Origin of the sequence: Pseudomonas sp. NPDC089401 (genome assembly GCF_044749485.1) — a bacterium.
GTDB lineage: Bacteria > Pseudomonadota > Gammaproteobacteria > Pseudomonadales > Pseudomonadaceae > Aquipseudomonas.
On record NZ_JBIVIA010000015.1, the window covers coordinates 54,422 to 74,849 of the forward strand.

Genomic DNA, 20,428 nt, shown 5'->3' on the forward strand with positions numbered 1-20,428 from the left:
GCTCGATCTCACAGGCGCTACCACCCTGTCGCCATACCCCAACAGCCCAACGCGGTCACGCCGCCGCCTGCTGCGCAGGCACCACCGGCCGCGTCCGCCAGGCGATGGTCAGCACCAGCCCCAGCACTGCCATCCCTGCCCCGGCATACGACACCGCCGGGTACCCCAGCCCCGCATTGATCACCGCGCCGCCCAGCGCCGCGCCAATCGCGTTGCCCAGGTTGAAGGCGCCGATGTTCACCGCCGACGCCAGGTTCGGCGCGTCCTTGGCGGCTTCCATCACGCGCATCTGCAAAGGCGGCACCAGGGCGAAGCTGGCAATGCCCCAGACCAGGATCGCCACGGCGGTCGGCAGCGACCAACCCAAGGTGGCCGGGAACACCAGCAGCACCGCGATCAGCACCGCCAGCGACACCAGCAAGGTCCGCTCGATGGAGCGGTCCGCCGCCTTGCCACCCCACAGGTTGCCCAAGGTCAGGCCGATGCCGAACAACACCAGCATGGCCGTGATGAAGCTCGTCGAGGCCTGTGCCTGGGCGTGCAGGATCGGCGCGATGTAGGTGAACACGGTGAACATTGCACTGGAGCCGACCACGGTCAGCGCCAGCGCCGACAGTACCGGCCCGCGGCCAAGCACGCGGATCTCGGCCATCGCCCCGCCGCTTTTCGGCAGCGGCAGGTCGGGCAGCGCGAACCACAGCGAGACCATCGCCACCAGGCCAAGGCCGGCAATGCCCCAGAACGCCGTGCGCCAGCCCAGCAGTTCACCGAACCAGGTGGCCAGCGGCACGCCGCCGATGGTCGCCAGGGTCAGCCCCATGAACATCGCTGCCACCGCGCCGGCGCGCTTCTCCGGTGGCACCACGCTGGCCGCGACCACCGAGCCGACGCCGAAGAACGCGCCGTGGTTGAGCGAGGTGACGATGCGCGCGAGCATCAGGCTCTGGTAATCGGTGGCCAGCGCCGACAGCAGGTTGCCCAGGGTAAAGATCGCCATCAGCCCGATCAGCAGGTAGCGCCGCGGGACCTTGCCGGTGGCCAGGGTCATCAGTGGCGCGCCGAGCAGCACGCCGACCGCGTAGGCGCTGACCAGCAGCCCGGCGGCAGGGATCGACACGCCGAGGTCGGCGGCGATGCTGGGCAACATGCCCATGGGGGCGAACTCGGTGACACCGATGCCGAAGGCACCGATGGCCAGTGCCACGAGGGGTGGATTGATACGCATGGGGAAGGCTCCTTATCTATGCCGCAAATGCTACGATCAGCGCTTTCAATGCACTAGACCGCATTTTCGGCAATCACCTTTGCGCAGGAGGCACAGATGGACTTCAACGGCCGCTCCGGCGAGATGGAAGTGTTCACCCGCGTGGTGGACGAAGGCAGCCTGTCTGCGGCGGCCCGTGAGCTGGGCCTGACGCCTTCCGCAGTGAGCCGCATCATTGCCCGCGCCGAGCAGCGCCTGGGCACCCGCCTGCTGCTGCGCACGACACGGGCAATCACCCTGACCACCGAGGGCGAGGCCTATTTGCGCGGGGCGCGCAGGATCCTGGCGGACCTGGTCGAGGTCGAAGAGGCGATCACCGACCAGGGCGTGCCGCGCGGGCGGCTGCGGGTCAGCGCGGCACTGGGCCATGGCCGGATGACCCTGGTGCCGCTGCTCACCCAGTTCAGCAAGCTGTACCCGCAGGTGCTGGTGGACCTGACCCTGAGCGACGAGATCGTCGATATCCATGGCGGCCAGGCCGACGTCGCGCTGCGCTTCGGCCCCCTGCCCGACAGCTCGCTGAGCGCACGCTGCATCGGCCATACCGGGCAGGTGGTGGTGGCCTCGCCCGAGTACCTGCAGCGCTGCGGCACGCCGCAGGTGCCGGAAGACCTGGCGCGGCACAACTGCCTGCGCTTCAACTTCCGCCGGGCGGCGATGGATTGGCCGTTCAGGCGTGAGGGCCAGGTGTTTTCGCTGAAGGTGGCGGGAAATATCGAGTGCAGCAGTGGCGAGGCGCTGGCGCAGCTGGCCAGGCTGGGGGCCGGGGTGGCGCGGATCGGGACCTTCACTGTTGCCGAGGAACTGAAGAACGGGCAACTGGTGGCATTGCTGGAGGACTTCAACCCCGGGGACCAGGAGCCGTTGCATGCGGTGTTCGTCGGGGGGCCGGCGATGCCGGCCCGGGTGCGGGTGTTTGTGGACTTTCTGGTGGAGCATCACCAGGGGTGGCCGATGAATCAGAGTTACTGAAGCTCCGGCCGCTTGCGCGATACCTCTGGGAGCGGGTTTACCCGCGAAGCAGGCAACGCGCAGGATGGCACGCGCTTCGCGCGTGTTCGCGGGTAAACCCGCTCCCACAGGGGGCTATTGTGGTGTCGGATAATCAGGGTTGCATGCCCGCCAGCAGCAAGCCCATGAACCGCCGCACTTCCTCGCGGTGCCCGGCGAGGTCCAGCGGCTCGGCACTGCACAGGCGCAACAGCTGCAAGTGCCCATAGTCGTTGATCAGGAATGCCGCGTAATCCACATCCAGCCCGGCGCGCAGCCGGCCGCTGTCGCACAGGTCCTGCAGCAGCCGCGTCAGCTCCGCCACCAACGCATCGTTGACCCGCTTGTACGCCTCGGGCACGTCTTGCTGCCGAGGCCCCAGCAGTGGCAGCAACGGCGGCAGGATCTCGCGCCACAACGGCGCCGGCAGCACCTCGAACGCATACTCGGTCAGGTGCCTTTCGTAACAGCACAGGGCATCCAGCGCATCGTCGAATTCCGGCAAGCGCCGACGCGCCTCGGCCACCGCGCGGTGGTCGGCCTCGCGCAGCTTCTCCAGGAGGATCTCCTGCTTGCTGCCGAAATAGGCGAACACCGTCGGCACCGACACCGCCGCCAGCCGCGCGATCTGCTCCATGGTGGTGGTCTGGAAGCCCTGGGCCTCGAACAGGCCAAGCGCCGTGCGGCTGATCGTTTCCCGGCGCATCGCCTTCTGCTGCTCGCGCAATCCGCTCACTGCACTCCCCTTTTTCAAGACTGGCGGCCAGCATAGCGCGCAAAGCCAAGTCGCAAAAATATTTTATTGACTAAAACTTTTTACCGACACAACACTAGCGCGGCATTTTGACCCAGGGAGCCGCCATGCATACCGCTGCAGACCTCATCATTCACAACGCCCGCATCTACACCGTGGACCCGCACCGGCCCTGGGCCGACGCCGTGGCCATCCACGGCGAACGCATCCTCTGCGTCGGCGACCACGCCAGCGTCATGGCCCATGCAGGCGCCGCCACGCGCCTGATCGACGCCGGCGGCAAGCTGGTATTGCCCGGCTTCGTCGAGTCGCACTGGCATTTCTCCAGCACCGCCTTCGCCTTCCAGGCGTTGGTCAACCACGAAGACCCCCACCAGGTGCTGGCCCTGCTGCAGCGCTACGTCGACGCCAACCCCACGGAAAAGGCCATCACCGGCATGGGCTGGATCCAGCCGCTGATGCCGCCGGAAATGCTGCGCCGTGAAGTGCTCGACGCCATCTGCCCGGACAAGCCGGTATGCCTGCTGTCCACCGACTACCACACCATGTGGGTCAACTCCTGTGCGCTGAACGCCGCCGGCATCGACCGCGACACCCCGCCCGTGGAAGAAGGCGCCAGCTGGTTCGAGAAAGACCCGCTCACCGGCGAGCCCACCGGCGTGATCATCGACTGCGCCGCCTATTCGCTGCTGATGCAACGCCTGAGCGAAGCCGGTTACCTGCCCACCGGCATCGACCTGTACCTGCGTTCGATCCCCTTCTGGCAGGAAAAACTGGTGGCCGCCGGCATCACCACGGTGTTCGACGCAGGCTTCCTCGACCCTGCAGGCGACCAGACGCTGCTGTACGAAACCCTGCAGCAGCTGGAACGCGAAGAGCGCCTGAAACTGCGCGTGGTCGGCAGCTACATCAACATGGGCACCGAGGACGACCCGCTGCCCATCCTGCAGGCCATGCGCCGCCGTTACGACTCACCGCTGGTCAAGGCGCAGACCCTGAAACTGATGCTCGACGGCACCGAACTGAACCACACCGCGTTTCTGCTCGAGCCCTACTGCGACAAACCCCATTGCGGTTCGACGACCATGCCCGAGGCGGTGTTCGAGCGCCATGTGCGCGAGGCCGACGCGGCTGGCATCGACGTGATGGTGCATGCCGTGGGTGACGGCGCCGTGCGCATGGCGCTGGATGTGTTCGAACGGGTGTTCGCCAGCAACCCGCCGCGCGACCGCCGCCACGTGATCACCCACGCCTTCCTCACCCACGCCGACGACATCCCGCGCTTTCGCCGCATCGGCGTGATGGCCAACACCCAGCTGCAATGGGGCGTGGTCGACGCCTATGCCGAGGCGATCCAGCAGTCGTACGGTTTCAAGCGCTGGGCCTCGATGTACAAGTTCCGCACCTTCATCGACCAGGGCGTGACCGTGTCGATCGGCATGGACGGCCTGGTCTGCCAGTGCCGCTGCCAGCACAAGCCGGTGGAGCACATCGAGTCGGGGCATACCCGCCAGCTCAGCGGCGAGCCGAATGCACCGGTGATGCCGGACGCCGACGAGCGCCTGAGCATCCCGCAGCTGATCGCCGCCTATACCCTCAACGGCGCCTACCAGCTGGGGCTGGAGCAGGAAATCGGCTCGATCACCGCCGGCAAGCGCGCCGACATCATCATCCTCGAGCAGGACCTGTTCGAGCTCGACCGCTACCAGATCGGCAAGACCGAGGTGGCGCTGACCCTGATGAACGGCCGCATCACCCACGACGCAGGCAGCCTCCCCCACGCCTGACCTGCCGCACCCGGGAAACTCCAATGCACAACAATAACAATACCCTGCTGTTGCGTGCCGCCTTGATCTACATCGCCGCCACGGCGCTGATCATCATCGGCGTACAACCGATCTTCATCGGCCTGGTGGCCGAACGGCTCGGGCTGGACCTGAGCCAGCAAGGCTGGATCCTCTCCAGCGAAATGGCCGGCACCCTGCTCGGCAGCCTGTTGCTGCCACTGCTGGGCCGGCGCTTTGGCGGGCGCGGCCTGTACCTGGTTGCGGCGTTTGCCGCCCTGCTGTTCAACCTGCTCAGCGCCACCCTGGGCACACTGCAAGCGCTGGTGCTGTGCCGCCTGGCCTGCGGCGTGGCGGCGGGCGTGCTGTATGCCGGAGCGATCAGCGGGCTCGGCCGGCTGCCGGGGCAGGACCGCTCCTACGGCTTGTCGCTGCTGATCCAGACCGCCGTGTTCGCTGTCTACGCCACCTGCATGCCGCAACTGGCCGAGCTGTTCGGCAGCCGCGGCGCGGTGGCAACGATCGGGTTCTGGTTCGTGCTGATCGCCCTGGCGGCACTGGCCATTCCTCCGAAGCTTCACCGCGAGGCACCGGCGCAGGTGGCCTGCAGCGGGCTCGGTTCGGCGACACTCGGGCGCCATGCCTTGCTGGGGATGCTGTGCCTGCAACTGGCGATCTATTGCATCTGGGGGTTCGTCGACCAACTGGCCCGCGAACGGGGCATCGAGGCGGCGGATGTGGGCTGGGCGTTCGGCCTGGGGATTCTCGGTGGGCTGCCGGGCGGGGCCCTGCCCAGCGTGCTGGGCGCGCGGGTGCGCCGGGGGCCGATGATCGGCTTCGGCTCGCTGGTGGTGCTGGTGTCGATCGTGATGCTGGCGCGCTTCAGCCCCGATGCACAGTGGCTGTGCCTGGCGCTGCTGCTGATGAACTTCGGCTGGGTGCTGGCACTGACCTACTACATGGGGGCGATCGCCAGCAATGACCCACGGGGGACGTTGACACCGTGGGTGAGCATCCTGCAGGTGGCGGCGGCAGCGCTGGCACCGGCGTTCGTGGCGCTGCAGCAGCAGAGCGCCGGGCGCGAGACGATCTTCGTCAGCGCCGGGGTGGCGGTGGTGCTGGGGTTCCTGCTCAAGTGCATGGCCGGGGTGAGGCAGCGGCGGGCCAGCGCGGCCTGACGGCACTGCGGCGCATGGCACGGGCTGCGCCCGTGTTCGCGGGTAAACCCGCTCCCACCGGGAACCGTGCAAGCTTCAAGGCGTGAGTCAGCCTGCGTCATCTCAGGTATGGCACAGCACTCAAGTGCTGCGCTGTACCTGTGGCAGCGGGTTTACCCGCGAACACGGGCGCAGCCCGTGCCATGCAACGCCGCCTTGGGCAAGTCGTTGTCCACCATCATTCCTTCGCGCATCCGCTGGGCATCGCGCTGGTAACACCGCGAGGCCAACAGCAGAAACACCAGGGTCAACACCAGCGCCGCCGGGATCAGGTACATCGCATCATGCAAGCCTTCGGCCTTGAAAGCTTCGTTCATCTGCACCTGCCCCGCCGCCGCCATCGCCGAGCGGGCGAAATGGTCCGACAGCCCACCGACCACCACCGGCCCCAGACCACCGCCCAGCAGGTACAACCCGGCGAAGTACAAGGCCATCGCCGTGGCCCGCAGGCGTGGCTGCACCACATCCTGGATCGCGGTGTAGACGCAGGTGTAGAAGTTGTACGAGAACAGCCAGCCGACCCCGAACACCACCACGAACAGCCCGAGCTCGACACGCCCCGCGTGCAACGCCCAGCCGGTGGCCACGGTGGCGACCAGCATGCTCAGCGAGGCGAACAGCAGACGGCCATTGGCGAAACGCTGGTGCACCTTGTCGGCCACCCAGCCGCCCAGGGTCAGGCCCACCAGCCCGGTCAGCCCGACGATCACCCCGGTGGCCACCGCCGCCTGTTGCAGCGGCAGTTGGTAATAGCGCTGCAGCATCGGCACCATGAACGAGTTGCAGGCGTAGGAAGCGAAGTTGAAGGTCAAGCCGGCCAGCACCAGCCAGCCGAAGGTCGGCACGCTCAGCACCCGCCGCAGTGGCCGGTCCAGCGCCACCTGTGCGCTGGCCACCGGCTCCGCCGCGCCACGTGCCGGCTCGCGGATCATCAACACCAGCAGCGCCAGCAACAGCCCCGGCACTGCAGCGATGAAGAACGGCGCGCGCCAGCTGCCGAAGGCCTGGACCATGGCGCCGATGGTGAAGAACGCCAGCAGCAGCCCCAGCGGCAAGCCGAGCATGAAGATGCCCATCGCCCGCGCCCGCCGCGCTGGCGGGAACAGGTCGCCGATCAGCGAGTTGGCCGCCGGCGCGTAGCTGGCCTCGCCGATGCCCACCCCCATGCGCACCAGCAGGAAGCTCCAGAAGCTGCCGACCATGCCGTTGACGGCGGTCAGCCCGCTCCACACCGCCAGCCCCCAGCCCATCACCTTGGCCCGCGAGCCGTTGTCGGCCAGGCGTGCCAGGGGCAGGCCGGCGATGGCATAGACCAGGGTGAAGGCGGTGCCGATCAGGCCGAGCTGGAAGTCGCTGAGGTGCCACTCCAGGCGGATCGGCTCGATGATGATGGCCGGGATGGTGCGGTCGAAGAAGTTGAACAGGTTGGCGAGAAACAGCAGGAACAGGATTCGCCAGGCATTCGAGGCTTGGGTGGAGGTGTGCATCGATGAGTCCCTTTTCTTATTGTTCGGGGCTTCCGGCTTGCCTGATGAATCTAGAAGTGGAGTTGGCCGTTGTCTGCCATCATTGACCTCGCTGATACCGCCCAACAGTCACCCCCCTCCCTCCACCGCCAAGGCCGACCACCATGCGTATTGCCATCCCCGACGACTACCAGGACGTGATCCGCGCCCTCGACTGCTTCGCCAAGCTGGCCGGGCACGACGTCAGTGTCTTCCATGAGCCCCAGCCCGCATCGCTGGAGGTACTGGCGGCCCGTTTCGCCGGCGCCGACGCCCTGGTACTGACCCGCGAACGCACGCGCATCGATGCGGCGCTGCTGGACCGGCTGCCAAACCTCAAGCTGATCAGCCAGACCGGCAAGGTTTCCAGCCACCTCGACCTGGACGCCTGCACCGCCCGCGGCATCGTCGTGACCGAGGGGCGCGGCTCGCCGGTGGCGCCGGCGGAGCTGGCCTGGACGCTGATCCTCAATGCCCGGCGCCAGCTGGTGCCGGCAATCGACGCCTTCCGCCAGGGCCAATGGCAGGTCAACCTGGGCCATGCCGTGGCCGGCCAGGTACTGGGCATCTGGGGCTACGGCAAGATCGGCCAGCGCCTGGCGCGCTATGCCCAGGCATTCGACATGCCGGTGCTGGTGTGGGGCAGCGAAGCCAGCCGCGCCCGGGCCGAGGCGGATGGCCACCGGGCGGCTGCGTCGCGGGAGGCGTTCTTTGCCGAGGCGGATATCGTCACCCTCAACCTGCGGCTTGCCGACAGCACCCGGCATGGGGTCACCTTCGATGACCTGAGCCGGATGAAAACCGATGCCTTGCTGGTGAATGTCAGCCGCGCCGAACTGATCGCGCCGGGTGCCCTGCTGCAGGCGCTCGACGCCGGGCGCCCAGGGTATGCGGCGGTGGACGTCTACGAGCAGGAGCCCGTGCTCGACCCCGGCCACCCGCTGCTGCGCCACCCCCGCGTGCTGTGCACACCGCACCTGGGGTATGTGGAAAAGAACGGCTACGAGCTGTACTTCGGCGATGCGTTCGACAATGTGCTGGCGTTCTTCGCCGGTGCGCCGGTCAATCTCGCCAACCCACAGGCCTTGAAAGCAGCGCGCTGATCGCGCTTGCAATTGACTTCGTGCACCGCAACAATGCGATCAATTCCCATTAATATTACGGATTGACGCCTATGTCGGTGCTCGATGACGCGGCCCTTCACCGGCTGTACAGCGAAAACAGCGGCTGGTTGAAGCACTGGTTGCGGGTGCGTCTGGGCAATGCCGCCGATGCCTGCGACCTGGCCCACGACACCTTCCTGCGCGTGATGACCGCGCGCAGCCAGATGCCGATTCGTGAACCGCGCAGCTACCTCAGCGCCATCGCCCGTTCGCTGCTGATCGACAAGGCCCGCCGTCGCTCCATCGAACAGGCCTACCTGCAGGCGCTGGCATTGCGCCCGGAACCGGTGGAGGTGTCGCCGGAGGTACGGCTGTCGATCATCGAGATGCTGGTTGCGGTCGATAGCCTGCTCGACGAACTGGGCGCGCGCACCCGTGACATCTTCCTCGCGGTGCAGCTCGAAGGCCTGACCTATGCCGCCGTCGCCGAGCGCTACGAGGTGTCGGTGACCACGGTGAAGAACCACCTGATCCGTGCCATGACCCGCTGCCTGGTGGTGCTCGAACCGTGAGCACCTTGGACCACGCCACGCTCGAAGCCGCCGCCACCTGGTACGTCCAGCTCAACGAGGCGCCCCCCAGCGCCGCCCTTGCCCAAGCCTGGGAGCAGTGGCTGCAAGCCAGCCCGCAACATGCCGCGGCCTGGGCGCGGGTGGAGCGGTTGCAGCAGCAATGGAGGCTGGTGCCGCGCCAAGCCGCGCTGTCCAGCCTGGGCGCCGCACAGGCGCAACGGCGCGACGTGCTCAAGGTGCTGGGCCTGCTGCTGGCCATGGGCGCTGGCACCTGGCTGGCCGCCGAGCAGTTGCCTGGCCGCGCCCTGCTCGCCCAGCAGCGTACCGGCAGCGGGGAGCGGCGCTCGCTGCAACTGGATGACGGCACGCAACTGGAACTGAACGTCGACACCGCACTTGACGTTCGTTTCGATCAGAAACTGCGGGCGCTGGAACTGTACCGTGGGGAAATCCTGGTGACGGCCAGCGTCGACGCACAGCGCCGGCCCTTCGTGGTGCACACCGATGACGGCAGCATCCTGTCCCGGGGCGGGGTCTTCAGCGTGCGCAAACTGGCGTCCCAGACACGTGTCGGGGTATTGCAGGCTGCCGTCGAGGTGCGGCCGCAGCGCCATGTGCAGCAGGTGCTGCAGGTGCAGGCCGGGCAACAGCTCAGCTTCGATCGCGACGAACTGGACACGCCTCGGCCCCTGCCCGTCGACTCGACCGCCTGGGTTCACGGCATGTTGAGCGTGAACGACTGGCGCCTGGGCGATTTCATCGAAGCCCTGGGGCGCTACCGGCCCGGCGTGCTGCGCTGCGCCCGGTCGATTCAGGCACTGAGCATCTCCGGCGCGTTCCATATCGACGACACCGACGTGGCCCTGGCCAACCTGGACAAAACCCTGCCAGTGAAGGTGCGCTACCTGAGCCGTTACTGGGTGAGCGTGGAACCGGCCTGAGGCTCGGGCAACATTTTTCGCGCTGAAGCTTGCTGATTTCGATTCTCGTCCGTCCCTGACACAAGCCGCGACGACAGCGACTTTCTGCCACGACTCGGAAGGATCACGCAATGCCTCATCTTCTCCACACCCCCGCCACCCCACTGCGCCAGGCCGTGCGCCGGGTAGCGCTTGGCCTCTCGTTGGCCGGCGCCCCGGCCCTGCTGCTGGCGGCACAGGCCCAGGCGCAGAGTCAGGCCAGCTACCATGTGGCCGCAGGCCCCCTGGGCAACGCCCTCACCCAGCTAGGGGTGCAGGCCGGCGTGAGCATTTCGTTCGACACCGAACAGACCCGGCGCCTGAACAGCAACGGGCTCGACGGCAGCTACAGCTTCGAAGAAGCCCTCGCACGCCTGCTGCAGGGCAGTGGCCTGCAGGCACAGCGTCAGGGCAATGGCGGCTTCGTACTGGTGCCGGCGAGCAGCGGCGCGGCAATGGAACTGGGCGCCTTGAACATCGACGCCAGGCGCCTGGACGCGACCAGCGAAGGCACCCAGTCCTACGCCGCGCGCGCGGTAACCATCGGCAAGGGCGTGCACACCCTGAAAGAGACGCCGCAAGCGGTCACCGTGATGACCCGCAAGATGCTCGACGACCAGAACCTCAACACCCTGGAGCAGGTGCTCGACAAGACCCCGGGCATCACCGTGTACGACTCGCCCATGGGCGGCAAGTATTTCTACTCGCGCGGCTTCAACCTCGACGGCCAGTACCAGTACGACGGCGTGCCGCTGGACGTGGGCGGCAACTACGTGCAGGCCAACAGCTTCTCCAGCGACATGGGCTTCTACGACCGGGTCGAGATTCTCAAGGGCGCGGGCGGCATGATGAAGGGCTCCGGCTCCTCGGCCGGCGGCGTCAACTTCGTGCGCAAGCGCGGCCAGGACAAACCCACCACCACCCTGAGCCTGTCCGCCGGCACCTGGGACAACTACCGCAGCCAGGTCGACGTGGGCGGCCCGCTGAACGATGCCGGCACCCTGCGCGGCCGCGCGGTGGCCGCCGTGCAGGACCGCCAGTACTTCTACGACCACGCCAAGCGCCAGGACCAGGTGTACTACGGTGCCCTGGACTGGGACATCAGCCCCGACACCACCCTGGGCGTGGGCCTGGCCTATGAGGATGTCGACGCCTCGCCCTGCTACCACGGCCTGCCGCGCTACGCCGACGGCAGCGACCTCAAGCTGTCGCGCTCCACCTGCCTGGGCGCCAGCTGGAACACCCAGCAGAGCCAGCGGGTGACCGGCTTCGCCGACCTGAAGCACCGCTTCAGCGAAGACTGGTCGCTGAACTTCGCCTCGGTCTACACCCACAACGACCAGGACATCGAATACGGCTACTCCGAAGGCTCGGTGCCGGTCGCTGCCAGCAGCGCCAGCATGCGCCGCTACGCCGGCAAGTTCGACTACGACCAGAGCGATTACGGCTTCGATACCTACCTGGACGGCAAGTTCGAGGCGTTCGGCCTGGAGCACGAGGTGATCATCGGCGCCAATGCCAGCCGCCAGAAGACCCACGACTACTTCGCGCTGATGTCACTGAGCGGCAGCCAGAACCCGTTCGCACCGTCGGCGGCCTTCCCACGCCCGTCCTCGGCAGACTACCTGGCCAACCCGATTCGCGGTGGCAGCGAGCCGACCGACTCCACCACCACCCAGTACGGCACCTACGCCAACCTGCGCCTGAAACTGGCCGAGCCGCTGACCCTGGTGCTCGGCGGCCGGGTGAGCTGGTACCGCAACAAAAGCGACTCCTACACCCAGGCCTACGACTACTGGGTGCACAACCGCAGCCAGGAGAACGGCCAGGTCACGCCCTTCGCCGCCGTGCTCTACGACCTGACAAGCGAGTGGACCGCCTACGCCAGCTACGCCGAGATCTTCCAGCCCCAGAGCAACCTGGTGAATGCCCAGGGCCAGGCCCTGCAACCGAAGACCGGCAAGAACTACGAGCTGGGCATCAAGGGCGAACTGCTCGACGGCGCGCTCAACGCCTCGTTCAACCTGTTCCAGGGCATCGAGGAGCACCGTGCGGAAACCGACTATGCCGACACCTGCCTCGGCTCGGGTGACCAGTACTGCTACACCGACAGCGGCAAGGTCCGCGCCCAGGGCTTCGAGGCCGAGGTCAGCGGCTCACCGGTCGAGCGCCTGCAGCTGCTGGCGGGCTATACCTACACCCAGACCAAGTACCTGAAGACCATCAACGACACCGACCCGACCGAACTGACCTTCACTTCCAGCTTCATTCCGCGGCACATGCTCAAGGTGTGGGGCGACTACCAGCTCGATGGCGCGCTGGAACGCTGGAACGTGGGCGCGGGGCTGAACAGCCAGAGCGAGAACTTCCGCAAGACCGGCAGCACCAAGGTGGTACAGCCGGGGTACACGGTGTGGAACGGGCGGGTGCAGTACCGCATCGACCCGCACTGGAGCGTGGCGCTCAATGGCAACAACCTGTTCGACAAGAAGTACTACGCCACCATCGGGGCGCCGGCGTGGGGCAACTTCTATGGGGAGCCGCGCAATTTCACGGTGACCTTGCAGGGCGCGTTCTGACCCCCTTGCCACAGGCCTTCATTGAATCGGTAGAATGCCAGCACTTTTCTACCGTCAAAGGACTGATGCAATGATTACCTGCCACCTGAAGTACGTGATCGATCCCTACCAGCTGGACGCCTTCGAACGCTATTCGAAGGCGTGGATCGCCATCGTCAACCGCATGGGCGGCCAGCACCACGGGTACTTCCTGCCGTCCGAGGGGGCGAACAACATCGCCTACGCGCTGTTCAGCTTCCCCAGCCTGGCCGCCTACGAGCGCTATCGCCAGGCGTCCACCGAGGATGAGGCGTGCATCGAGCTGTTCGCCGATGCCGCGCGGTTGAAGTTCATCCTCAGCTACGAACGCAGCTTCCTGCGGCCCCTGCTCGCCTGAAAACCGAGCCGGGCTTACTGCGCGGTGGCCTGCTCCTGGGCCGCTGCGCCGTACGAAACGTAATACGCCAGCCCGACGAAGATCGCCCCGCCCACGGCATTGCCGAGAAACACTGCGGCCAGGTTGTGCAGCAACTGCCCCCAGCTCAGGTAGCCGGCAAAGATCGCCGCCGGGATCAGGAACATGTTGGCCACCACGTGCTGGAAGCCGATGGCGACGAAGGCCATGATCGGGAACCAGATGCCGAGGATCTTGCCGCTCATTTCACGGCTGGCATAGGCCAGCCACACCGCCAGGCACACCAGCCAGTTGCAGCCGATGCCGGAAACGAACGCATGCGCGAAGTCGGCGCTGGCCTTGCTGGTGGCCGCGGCCACGGTCTTGCTCAGATAGGCGCCCTCGGTGAGGCCGAGCATATGGCCGAAGAAATACGCCACGAACAGCGCGCCCAGCAGGTTGGCCAGGGTCACCAGCAGCCAGTTGCGCGCCACCGCCCCCACACCGATACGCCCGGCGAACATCGCCAGTGGCAGGCTCATCATGTTGCCGGTCAGCAGCTCGCCGCCCGCCAGGATCACCAGGATCAGGCCGATGGGGAACACCGCGGCGCCGAGCAGGTTGCCAAGCGAGGCCCATTGCCCGGGGATCATGGCGCTGACGTGGATGGCCAGGATGAAGCCCATGGAGATGAAGCCACCGGCGAGGAAGCCGAGGATCAGCAGCGCACGGGTGGACAGTTGGGCTTTCTTGGCGCCGGCCTCGATGACGAGCTCGGTGATGCGGGAAGGGGCATTGACGGACATTTCAGCAACTCGAACACAGGGACGACGGCCACGCCCGGAGGCATGCCGCAAGTCGGGAATTTAAAGATTGCAGGGGCACGGCGGAGGAGGTTCAGGAGGACGGCAAAACGGGCGGTCTCGGGGCTACATCGAAGAGCGGCGCACGTTACTGAGGCAGAATGTCGCAGTCAAATTGATAGGGTGGATGGGGTGATAGATGGGGTCGATGATGGGCCGCGGGCCGGCCTGATCGCAGGAGTGCCAGCCCAACGGTATGCGCTGTGCAACCTATGGCAATTTCCCTTGGCGGAACCAGCGTTCGCAGAACGCGTGGGTGATGCACGGAATCATCAGCACGAGCAGTACAGAGCAAAGTGCAAAGCCCCAGAATTTTAGGAGGCTCGCGACTGCCAGCGCTTCGGTCACCGTGTGCACCCGGCTGAGTGACAAGAAGTTCTCGGCATAATCACACAGCGCGGTGGCCACCGGTAAGATAACCGCAAGCCATATCCCGTTATTTTTTCCAAGCGCTGTTTTGTACCCAAGGATGAACGTCACCATGTACAAGAGGACAAACACATTATCAAGCATCAGCCTGGGCGCCGGATTATCTAACTGTTCTTCCGCATTGGCGGCACAGCTTGTCAGCGTCCAGCAGAAGTGGCTGAAAGTCTTGAAAACCGTCAAATCTAAAAGTTGCATCAACACACTGAAGACAATGGTAAGCATCAACATCTCAATAAACAGATCTACCAGAGAGCCGTCACGCCCGGGGCGCTCCGCCTGCGGACGAGCCAGCATCCACCCTATCAAGTTGGTCACGTGGCTACGGCCTTCTTCTCGCTGATCGCTCTTCTTCTGCAGCGGTGCCGGCGCACGCTCTTCCAGCAGGTTCAAGATACTCGGAACCGATAGGCATGCATCGCCAATCCCCTTTCCCAGTCGGCGAAAACTCTCGAATTGGCTTTCGTCAAAGAACTGATCCACCGTCGTTTGATGCGGAAACGTCGAGTTCTGAATGGCATAGTTCAGTACATCCGCCGGCTCATCGTGTCGTGTTGCCAAGCTGGGCTTGATCAGCACCAGCACACCGGGCGGGGCGGCACCGTAGCGTACGGTGCCGATGATGAAACCTCGCGAACACCGTTGATGATCATCACCACGAAAATCATTCAGTTGATCAAAGGTTATATCGACCCCCAGATCGATCCGACACTTGCGAATCGTATCGGCCAAGTCAGTCATCTCGCGCTTCTCGTCGGCACTGGCATCGACCGCCAGGATCACACCACACTGACGTCTCACCAACTCGTACAGACCCAAGTTGTCAAAATGGCCGCCGTCGGAAAGGTAGACGTAAGCACTGCGTTCGTCGCTCAAACCGAGCAACTCGCTGAGCAACGCCAGCAAGCCGAATGATGGGCTGGGCGACGTCCAGCGCGATTGTGCCGGATTGGCACTCCAGCGCCCCAGTCGAATATTGAACAGCGTCAACACAAACGCCAGCATGGGCATGCTGGCCCGTCCCATGTTCGGACTGACGGCGGCACCGGAGGTGGCAAGCGCCATGCCCAGGGTGAAGCCTTTTTCTTCCTGATCGCTGGCGGCATAGCGTGTGGTCCGACGGTAAGCTCGAAAGGCGTCATCGCCAGTGCTTGTCTCACCGTCTAATGGAGTCGAGTCGCCTTGGGTTCGCGCCAGCGAGTATCCGCAGTGCAATGGCGTGAACACGAACGAGGCGGCCTTGCGCTCTTGCCATGCCAGGTTAGCGCCTTGGGTAATGTTCAGCGTTGCATTGATGATATGGAACGGCTGTTGAGGGGCCGGGCGATCTTGAGGGCCACCCAGTTCGTGGAGTGCGAAATCATCCTCCTCATCCAGCCCGACGAAAGGCTGCTCATTGCGCTTGGTCTGATTGCTCGCCCCCAGGTAGCACCTGACCAGACGATTCTTGTACATGTTGTGCAGCGAGAATTTATTGATATCCACCCGCCATGCAAACAGCAGGGTCACGGCACAGAGCAGGACGATCACCGTGACAAGGACAGGTACCTGTTCGTCCCTGTAGACCAACAGGCTTTCCAAAGACTGCATCTTTTCAAGGAACATATCCCACAGGTATGCCATCGCTGCCGGCGTGCCATCATCCGCAACAACCATCAGCAACGCCTTCTGCGTGAGCGCAGCAATGACCACCAGCAATCCCACAACAAAAATCGTCGCTGCGATGTTCAAAACCTGTTCGATACGCAGTTGCTTCTTCATCGAAGCCGATTCGGGGCGCCGCAAGAAAAGGGAGGCCAGCAACGTCCCAAGCCAACCAGTCCCCAGCAGACTGATCCAACCGTCAAGGCTCGCATTCATCCACTCGAGCAACGATAAGGAAAAGAACGACAACAGGCACCAGATGGCCCAACCGAAGGCAATCGTGATCAACCACGCATTGAGACGACTCCACCACTCCCGGCTGCGCTCATAATAAGCCCGGCCTACGATGCCCGTGTAAACAGTCGTCGTGATACCCAGCACGGCGAGAAATACCGGGACACCCAGGCTAAGTAACAGCATTCGATAGTGGAGAGGCGCCCAGGTTATTTCGCTCGGGCATAGACGGCTCACCATTATCAACAGCAAGGCACCGGTCACCAGCGCAACACCGCCCGCCAGCGTTTGAATGAATGCATCCGATAAAATCTGGCGTTTGTGCTTGTTGCTGAACCACTCGACGGTCATCCAGAGAACCTGCAAAACCATCAACAAAGCTGCCAGGTAGCTTACCGTGACCAGTATCGCCTGCTGATCGAGCTTTGACTGGCTCCACCAGACCACCGCGCACATCACCGCCAGGATGCCCGGCACTACTACCGTCAGGATGACACCTTGAGTCGAAATGACCCAGTTGCGCCTTCGGTTGATTGCCAACCCTTGGTGCCACAGGTTATAGCCAATGCAGAAGACAAAGAACATGCCTCCCCAGGCCGCTGCCTGGCCTAATGCAACGTGATAGTTCATCGCCGCATTCAAACCGATAATAAGCGCATACGGCAGCGTGAAAATCAGCGCAAAGAATGCGAGGAGCACAATCAAGTTCAGCACAACATTGCGCAACCACGTAGCCAGCAATGTCAATGTGTCCATCGAGAACATCCCGACGCGTGGCGTCAGGTAATTGCTGTATCGGCGAAGCCAGACCACTTCCGCCGGTTCGGACGACGCAGGCGCACCATCACTTACGGTATTGGCAGACTGGGCCAATTGCTCCTGCACTTTATCCAGGCCTTGCCGATGAATCCATGCACTCAGCCAGCTTCCGATGTAGCCGCCCCCCGAAACGGTCGAGAGGTAGTCGAACGAAGCGAGCCTTTTCTTTTCGGCCAATGCCTGCAGCACACCCAACGAGAACGTGGCGCTGCGAATGCCACCTCCGGAAAGCGCCAGCCCTACCACAGTACGTTTACGGGTGCCCTGCAAGCCCAACGCCTCGTGCTCGGCGCGCAGCACCTGAGACAACGACAGCTCTTTGGAGTCATCATCTTGTGCACGACTGTTGGTATTTTTTTTTGTGCGCATGACATGCCCCTCTCAACGCCTCACCCGAACCCGCTGCCCTTTGCCTGAAAAACTCACGCCGCCCAGACCTCACGGACATCGATAATCAGGGGACACGGGCAGGAACTGGAACTGATGCTGAAGCTCCGGCTCAGCCCCCAGATTGGCAGGCACATAGCGCCCATCAGGCTCGCGCTCGGGATGACGTACGGGTTCGGCAATAAGCAGGTGCATTCGACACAGCACGCTTTTGTGCACCTGATCGCCAGTCACCGGGTGACGTTTGATCAAGCCGGAAATTCGAAACACACGCTTCCTGATCCCAGAGCTATCAAGAAACTCGTCGTGCAAGCGCCCATTCAGGCACTCCGGCCAAGGCGCAGCCGGGAAGATGCCGTCGTCATCGAAGTTGGCCAGCATCCATCGCAACGGTGTGGCCTCCAGACCGATCGGTTGCTGATTGGCTGGCAACCCAGGACGCGGCGGGCAGCGGCTCAGGGCCGGCGATCCATATCCTCCCCCCACATCGGCATGCACACCGGCAAACCAAACCTCCTGCAATGTCTGGCCTTTGCTCAACGGCGCAAAAAACCGCAGCAGACGAAAATCGTCTCGCTGCTCATCCAGCGACATGGCGTGGTAACCACGCCTGGCGTATAACGCCAGTCGATGGTCATCAGGCTCCTCATCGCGTACCAGGCCAATGGCCGGTACCGTGTCGAAAACCCCGATGGCTTCAACCTGCACGTGGCGCACGGGTAATTGCTTGTCGACGACGAAACGGCGCAATTGCTCACGCAAGATTGGCTCGAACCTGGCCGCGCCGGTATCCCGGCTGAAATAGATGTCGTAGAGGTCATCGGTGGCGCGGTGCAGGTGACTCAGGCCGAGCCAGAACGGAAGATCATCGCCCCAGTCCTTGGCAAGCGCTTGATCGTTGATCAAGCCGGCAAATTCGATGAACCCATTGAGGGACCGGGCAGTGAATGCCCCCCGACTGAAGCCGAACAGGTAAATGCGGTCGCCTGGCCTGTAGGTCTGCGCCAAAAACCGGTACGCCTGGCGGATGTTCAAGCTGACACCCGAGCCAAACAGGTTGCCTGACACTTTGGACAACTTGTCGTTGCCGACCCCTTGATCGTAGTAAGGGACGATGCGCGAACCGCTGTCAGCAGCGGTCAACGCCAAATCGTACAGTCGCCAGATATTGGTGCTGGACTTCTTGTTGTTGGCCGTACCGTCGAGAAACACCAGCAGACTACGTGAAGGCGGATCGGCGTAACGGCAATTCAGTTGCTGCCAGCGCGTCTTGACCTTGTAGTAATTATCGTCTGGCTCACCATTGGAAAGGTCAATGTCATCGGGCTTGATGCAGTGCGCGGGAATACTCAGGGCGCCTCCCACTTGCGCGGTTTGGCTGTCAGGCAACAGCGGGGCGGCGGCCGTCTTGGCGGGGCTGGAATGCGTGCACGCCGAAAGCCAGGCCGCCAGCAGCAGTAACCCGATATGACTCAAGCGCTTGAAAGGGACGCAGACCAGGAAGCGCATAGGTATCTCGCTTGGCTGAAGACCCGATTGGCGGCATCGTTTCCACCACAGCGCACAAACAAACATCGCACTTGAATCTGATGCCCTGATATTGGGATGCTAGCGCAGATTCCCACGTGTGCCTGTCCATTTGTTCAATACGCTCGCCACCTTCGATAACAAGCGAACCGAATTCTGGTGCGTTTTCACCTATTCTTGATCGAACGCTGTCCCCCCAAACCTCCTGCGAGGTGAGCAGCATGTCCAGGGTCTTCTGCTTGGCTGTTCTGTTGCTGCTCAATGCCTGCCTGGTACAGGCGCAAGATGAACAACTGGACCCCTGGTGGGCGCACGACCTGCCTGAACCCAAGATCCAGTATCTGGGCGTGGGTGGCTGGCTCATGCACTGGCGAGGAGAAGGGTTCATGCTCGCCCCGTCCTTCAGCAATCCCGAGGGCCTGTTCAAGCATTGGCCACCGTTCTGGGTGGCTGCCGACAAGAAACGCATCGACGCCTACATGCGGCAACTTCCCGCGTGCGACGTCACGCTCCTGCTGGTAGGCCATGGGCATTACGATCACCTGCTCGATGTGCCCTGGATCATGCGCAGATACGCCCCCAACGCTGAGGTCTATGGCTCGGATACCGTGGTCCACATCCTCCATGCGATGAAAGACCCTACCAGGAAGGAAGATGCCCACTGGACGTGGGTAGACCCCGACCGGGTCAAGAGCGCGAAGGGATACATGGCCACCGTTCCGGGTTGCAACGGCGCTCCCGGCCCTGCCAAGCCCGGGTACTGGATCACCTCCAAGGGCGGCGCCATCAGAGCCATGCCCATCCAGAGCATGCATGCTCCGCACGTCCTGGGCTATACGTTTGGCCACGGCAGTTACAACGAAGACCTCGCCGAGGTGCCGGCCTCTGTACTCTCATGGAAACAAGGCCAGTCCATGGCCTGGCTGATCGACCTGCTCGATGAAGGGGGCCAACCGCGATACCGCATTCACTTTCAAGACAGTGCAGCATCCGCACCCTGCGGGATCATGCCCTCTCTCCCCGATAGCACACAGGTCGATGTGGAAATACTCAGCGTCGGCTCATGGCGCAAAGCCGCCAATTACCCCGAGCAAGTGCTCAAGGCCCACAATCCCAGGTTGGTGCTGCTGGGCCACTGGGAGAATTTCTTCGGGAACAACCCCAACGAACCTGAGCCGCTGAGAGGGCAAGAGGTCGGTAGAATGGTAGATACCGTAAAGATGATACTCAAGGATCAAGGCTCACCGGCGCGGGTATATCTGCCAGCGCCATTTGCGGAAATACCCGTTCGCCGAGTCAATGATACTGCCCCTTACACGCCACTAGAGCCAGCATCCTGTAAGTTGGGCGTCAGTGAACAATGAGCGAAGATGCACCGCGCCTCCCACCGATCGACTGCGGAGCATGACGCCGGCGCGGTGGCGACTG

General features: G+C 63.8%; 15 protein-coding genes. 9 read left to right on the top strand and 6 right to left on the bottom strand.

The genetic code is table 11. The annotated features are described in order from the left end of the window. Positions 1-55: 55 nt before the first annotated feature. Entirely contained in the window at positions 56-1,225 is a 1,170-nt protein-coding gene (locus tag ACIP21_RS25715; protein ID WP_400693819.1) for an MFS transporter, read from the bottom strand. Between the two features lie 96 nt (positions 1,226-1,321). Between ACIP21_RS25715 and ACIP21_RS25720 the strand changes: the two genes are divergently transcribed. After that, the gene (locus tag ACIP21_RS25720; RefSeq protein ID WP_400693821.1) at positions 1,322-2,236 is read left to right on the top strand and encodes a LysR family transcriptional regulator; all 915 of its coding nucleotides are present in this window, start codon (positions 1,322-1,324) and stop codon (positions 2,234-2,236) included. Between the two features lie 133 nt (positions 2,237-2,369). On the opposite strand, the gene ACIP21_RS25725 is transcribed toward ACIP21_RS25720, so the two are convergent. Beyond that, positions 2,370-2,990, bottom strand: a complete 621-nt coding sequence (locus ACIP21_RS25725; protein ID WP_400693824.1) for a TetR/AcrR family transcriptional regulator — start codon at positions 2,988-2,990, stop codon at positions 2,370-2,372. Between the two features lie 125 nt (positions 2,991-3,115). Here ACIP21_RS25725 and ACIP21_RS25730 point away from each other — a divergent pair, with 125 nt between their 5' ends. Both ACIP21_RS25730 and ACIP21_RS25735 read left to right on the top strand, forming a co-directional pair. After that, on the top strand, positions 3,116-4,795 hold the full coding sequence (locus ACIP21_RS25730; RefSeq protein ID WP_400693827.1) for an amidohydrolase: 1,680 nt from the start codon (positions 3,116-3,118) through the stop codon (positions 4,793-4,795). A gap of 23 nt (positions 4,796-4,818) precedes the next feature. Next, positions 4,819-5,970: an MFS transporter gene (locus tag ACIP21_RS25735; RefSeq protein ID WP_400693830.1), complete on the top strand. Its 1,152-nt coding sequence runs from the start codon at positions 4,819-4,821 to the stop codon at positions 5,968-5,970. Positions 5,971-6,122: 152 nt separating this feature from the next. Here the strand turns inward: ACIP21_RS25735 and ACIP21_RS25740 are convergent, their stop codons facing one another. Further along, a complete protein-coding gene (locus ACIP21_RS25740) occupies positions 6,123-7,496 on the bottom strand; it encodes a spinster family MFS transporter (RefSeq protein ID WP_400693833.1) in 1,374 nt (457 codons plus the stop codon). A 143-nt stretch (positions 7,497-7,639) separates the two neighbouring features. Here ACIP21_RS25740 and ACIP21_RS25745 point away from each other — a divergent pair, with 143 nt between their 5' ends. The 5 genes from ACIP21_RS25745 (at position 7,640) to ACIP21_RS25765 (ending at position 13,103) form a co-directional block, all read left to right on the top strand. After that, positions 7,640-8,617, top strand: coding sequence for a D-2-hydroxyacid dehydrogenase family protein (locus ACIP21_RS25745; protein ID WP_400693836.1), 978 nt, complete (start codon positions 7,640-7,642; stop codon positions 8,615-8,617). A gap of 71 nt (positions 8,618-8,688) precedes the next feature. After that, a complete protein-coding gene (locus ACIP21_RS25750) occupies positions 8,689-9,189 on the top strand; it encodes a sigma-70 family RNA polymerase sigma factor (protein WP_400693839.1) in 501 nt (166 codons plus the stop codon). 5 nt (positions 9,190-9,194) lie between these two features. After that, on the top strand, positions 9,195-10,130 hold the full coding sequence (locus ACIP21_RS25755; RefSeq protein ID WP_400693995.1) for a FecR domain-containing protein: 936 nt from the start codon (positions 9,195-9,197) through the stop codon (positions 10,128-10,130). A gap of 110 nt (positions 10,131-10,240) precedes the next feature. Continuing rightward, a complete protein-coding gene (locus ACIP21_RS25760; RefSeq protein ID WP_400693841.1) occupies positions 10,241-12,727 on the top strand; it encodes a TonB-dependent siderophore receptor in 2,487 nt (828 codons plus the stop codon). Between the two features lie 70 nt (positions 12,728-12,797). Then, positions 12,798-13,103, top strand: a complete 306-nt coding sequence (locus tag ACIP21_RS25765) for an NIPSNAP family protein (RefSeq protein ID WP_400693844.1) — start codon at positions 12,798-12,800, stop codon at positions 13,101-13,103. A 14-nt stretch (positions 13,104-13,117) separates the two neighbouring features. On the opposite strand, the gene ACIP21_RS25770 is transcribed toward ACIP21_RS25765, so the two are convergent. The 3 genes from ACIP21_RS25770 to ACIP21_RS25780 form a co-directional block, all read right to left on the bottom strand. Beyond that, positions 13,118-13,906 carry a formate/nitrite transporter family protein gene (locus ACIP21_RS25770; RefSeq protein WP_400693847.1) on the bottom strand — a complete coding sequence of 263 codons (789 nt, stop codon included), beginning with the start codon at positions 13,904-13,906 and terminating at the stop codon, positions 13,118-13,120. 267 nt (positions 13,907-14,173) lie between these two features. Continuing rightward, positions 14,174-17,455 (bottom strand): patatin-like phospholipase family protein, encoded by a 3,282-nt coding sequence (locus ACIP21_RS25775; protein WP_400693850.1) that lies wholly within the window; start codon positions 17,453-17,455, stop codon positions 14,174-14,176. Between the two features lie 69 nt (positions 17,456-17,524). Next, on the bottom strand, positions 17,525-18,982 hold the full coding sequence (locus ACIP21_RS25780; RefSeq protein WP_400693853.1) for a phospholipase effector Tle1 domain-containing protein: 1,458 nt from the start codon (positions 18,980-18,982) through the stop codon (positions 17,525-17,527). A gap of 239 nt (positions 18,983-19,221) precedes the next feature. Here ACIP21_RS25780 and ACIP21_RS25785 point away from each other — a divergent pair, with 239 nt between their 5' ends. Beyond that, positions 19,222-20,364: an MBL fold metallo-hydrolase gene (locus tag ACIP21_RS25785; RefSeq protein ID WP_400693856.1), complete on the top strand. Its 1,143-nt coding sequence runs from the start codon at positions 19,222-19,224 to the stop codon at positions 20,362-20,364. Positions 20,365-20,428: the final 64 nt, after the last annotated feature.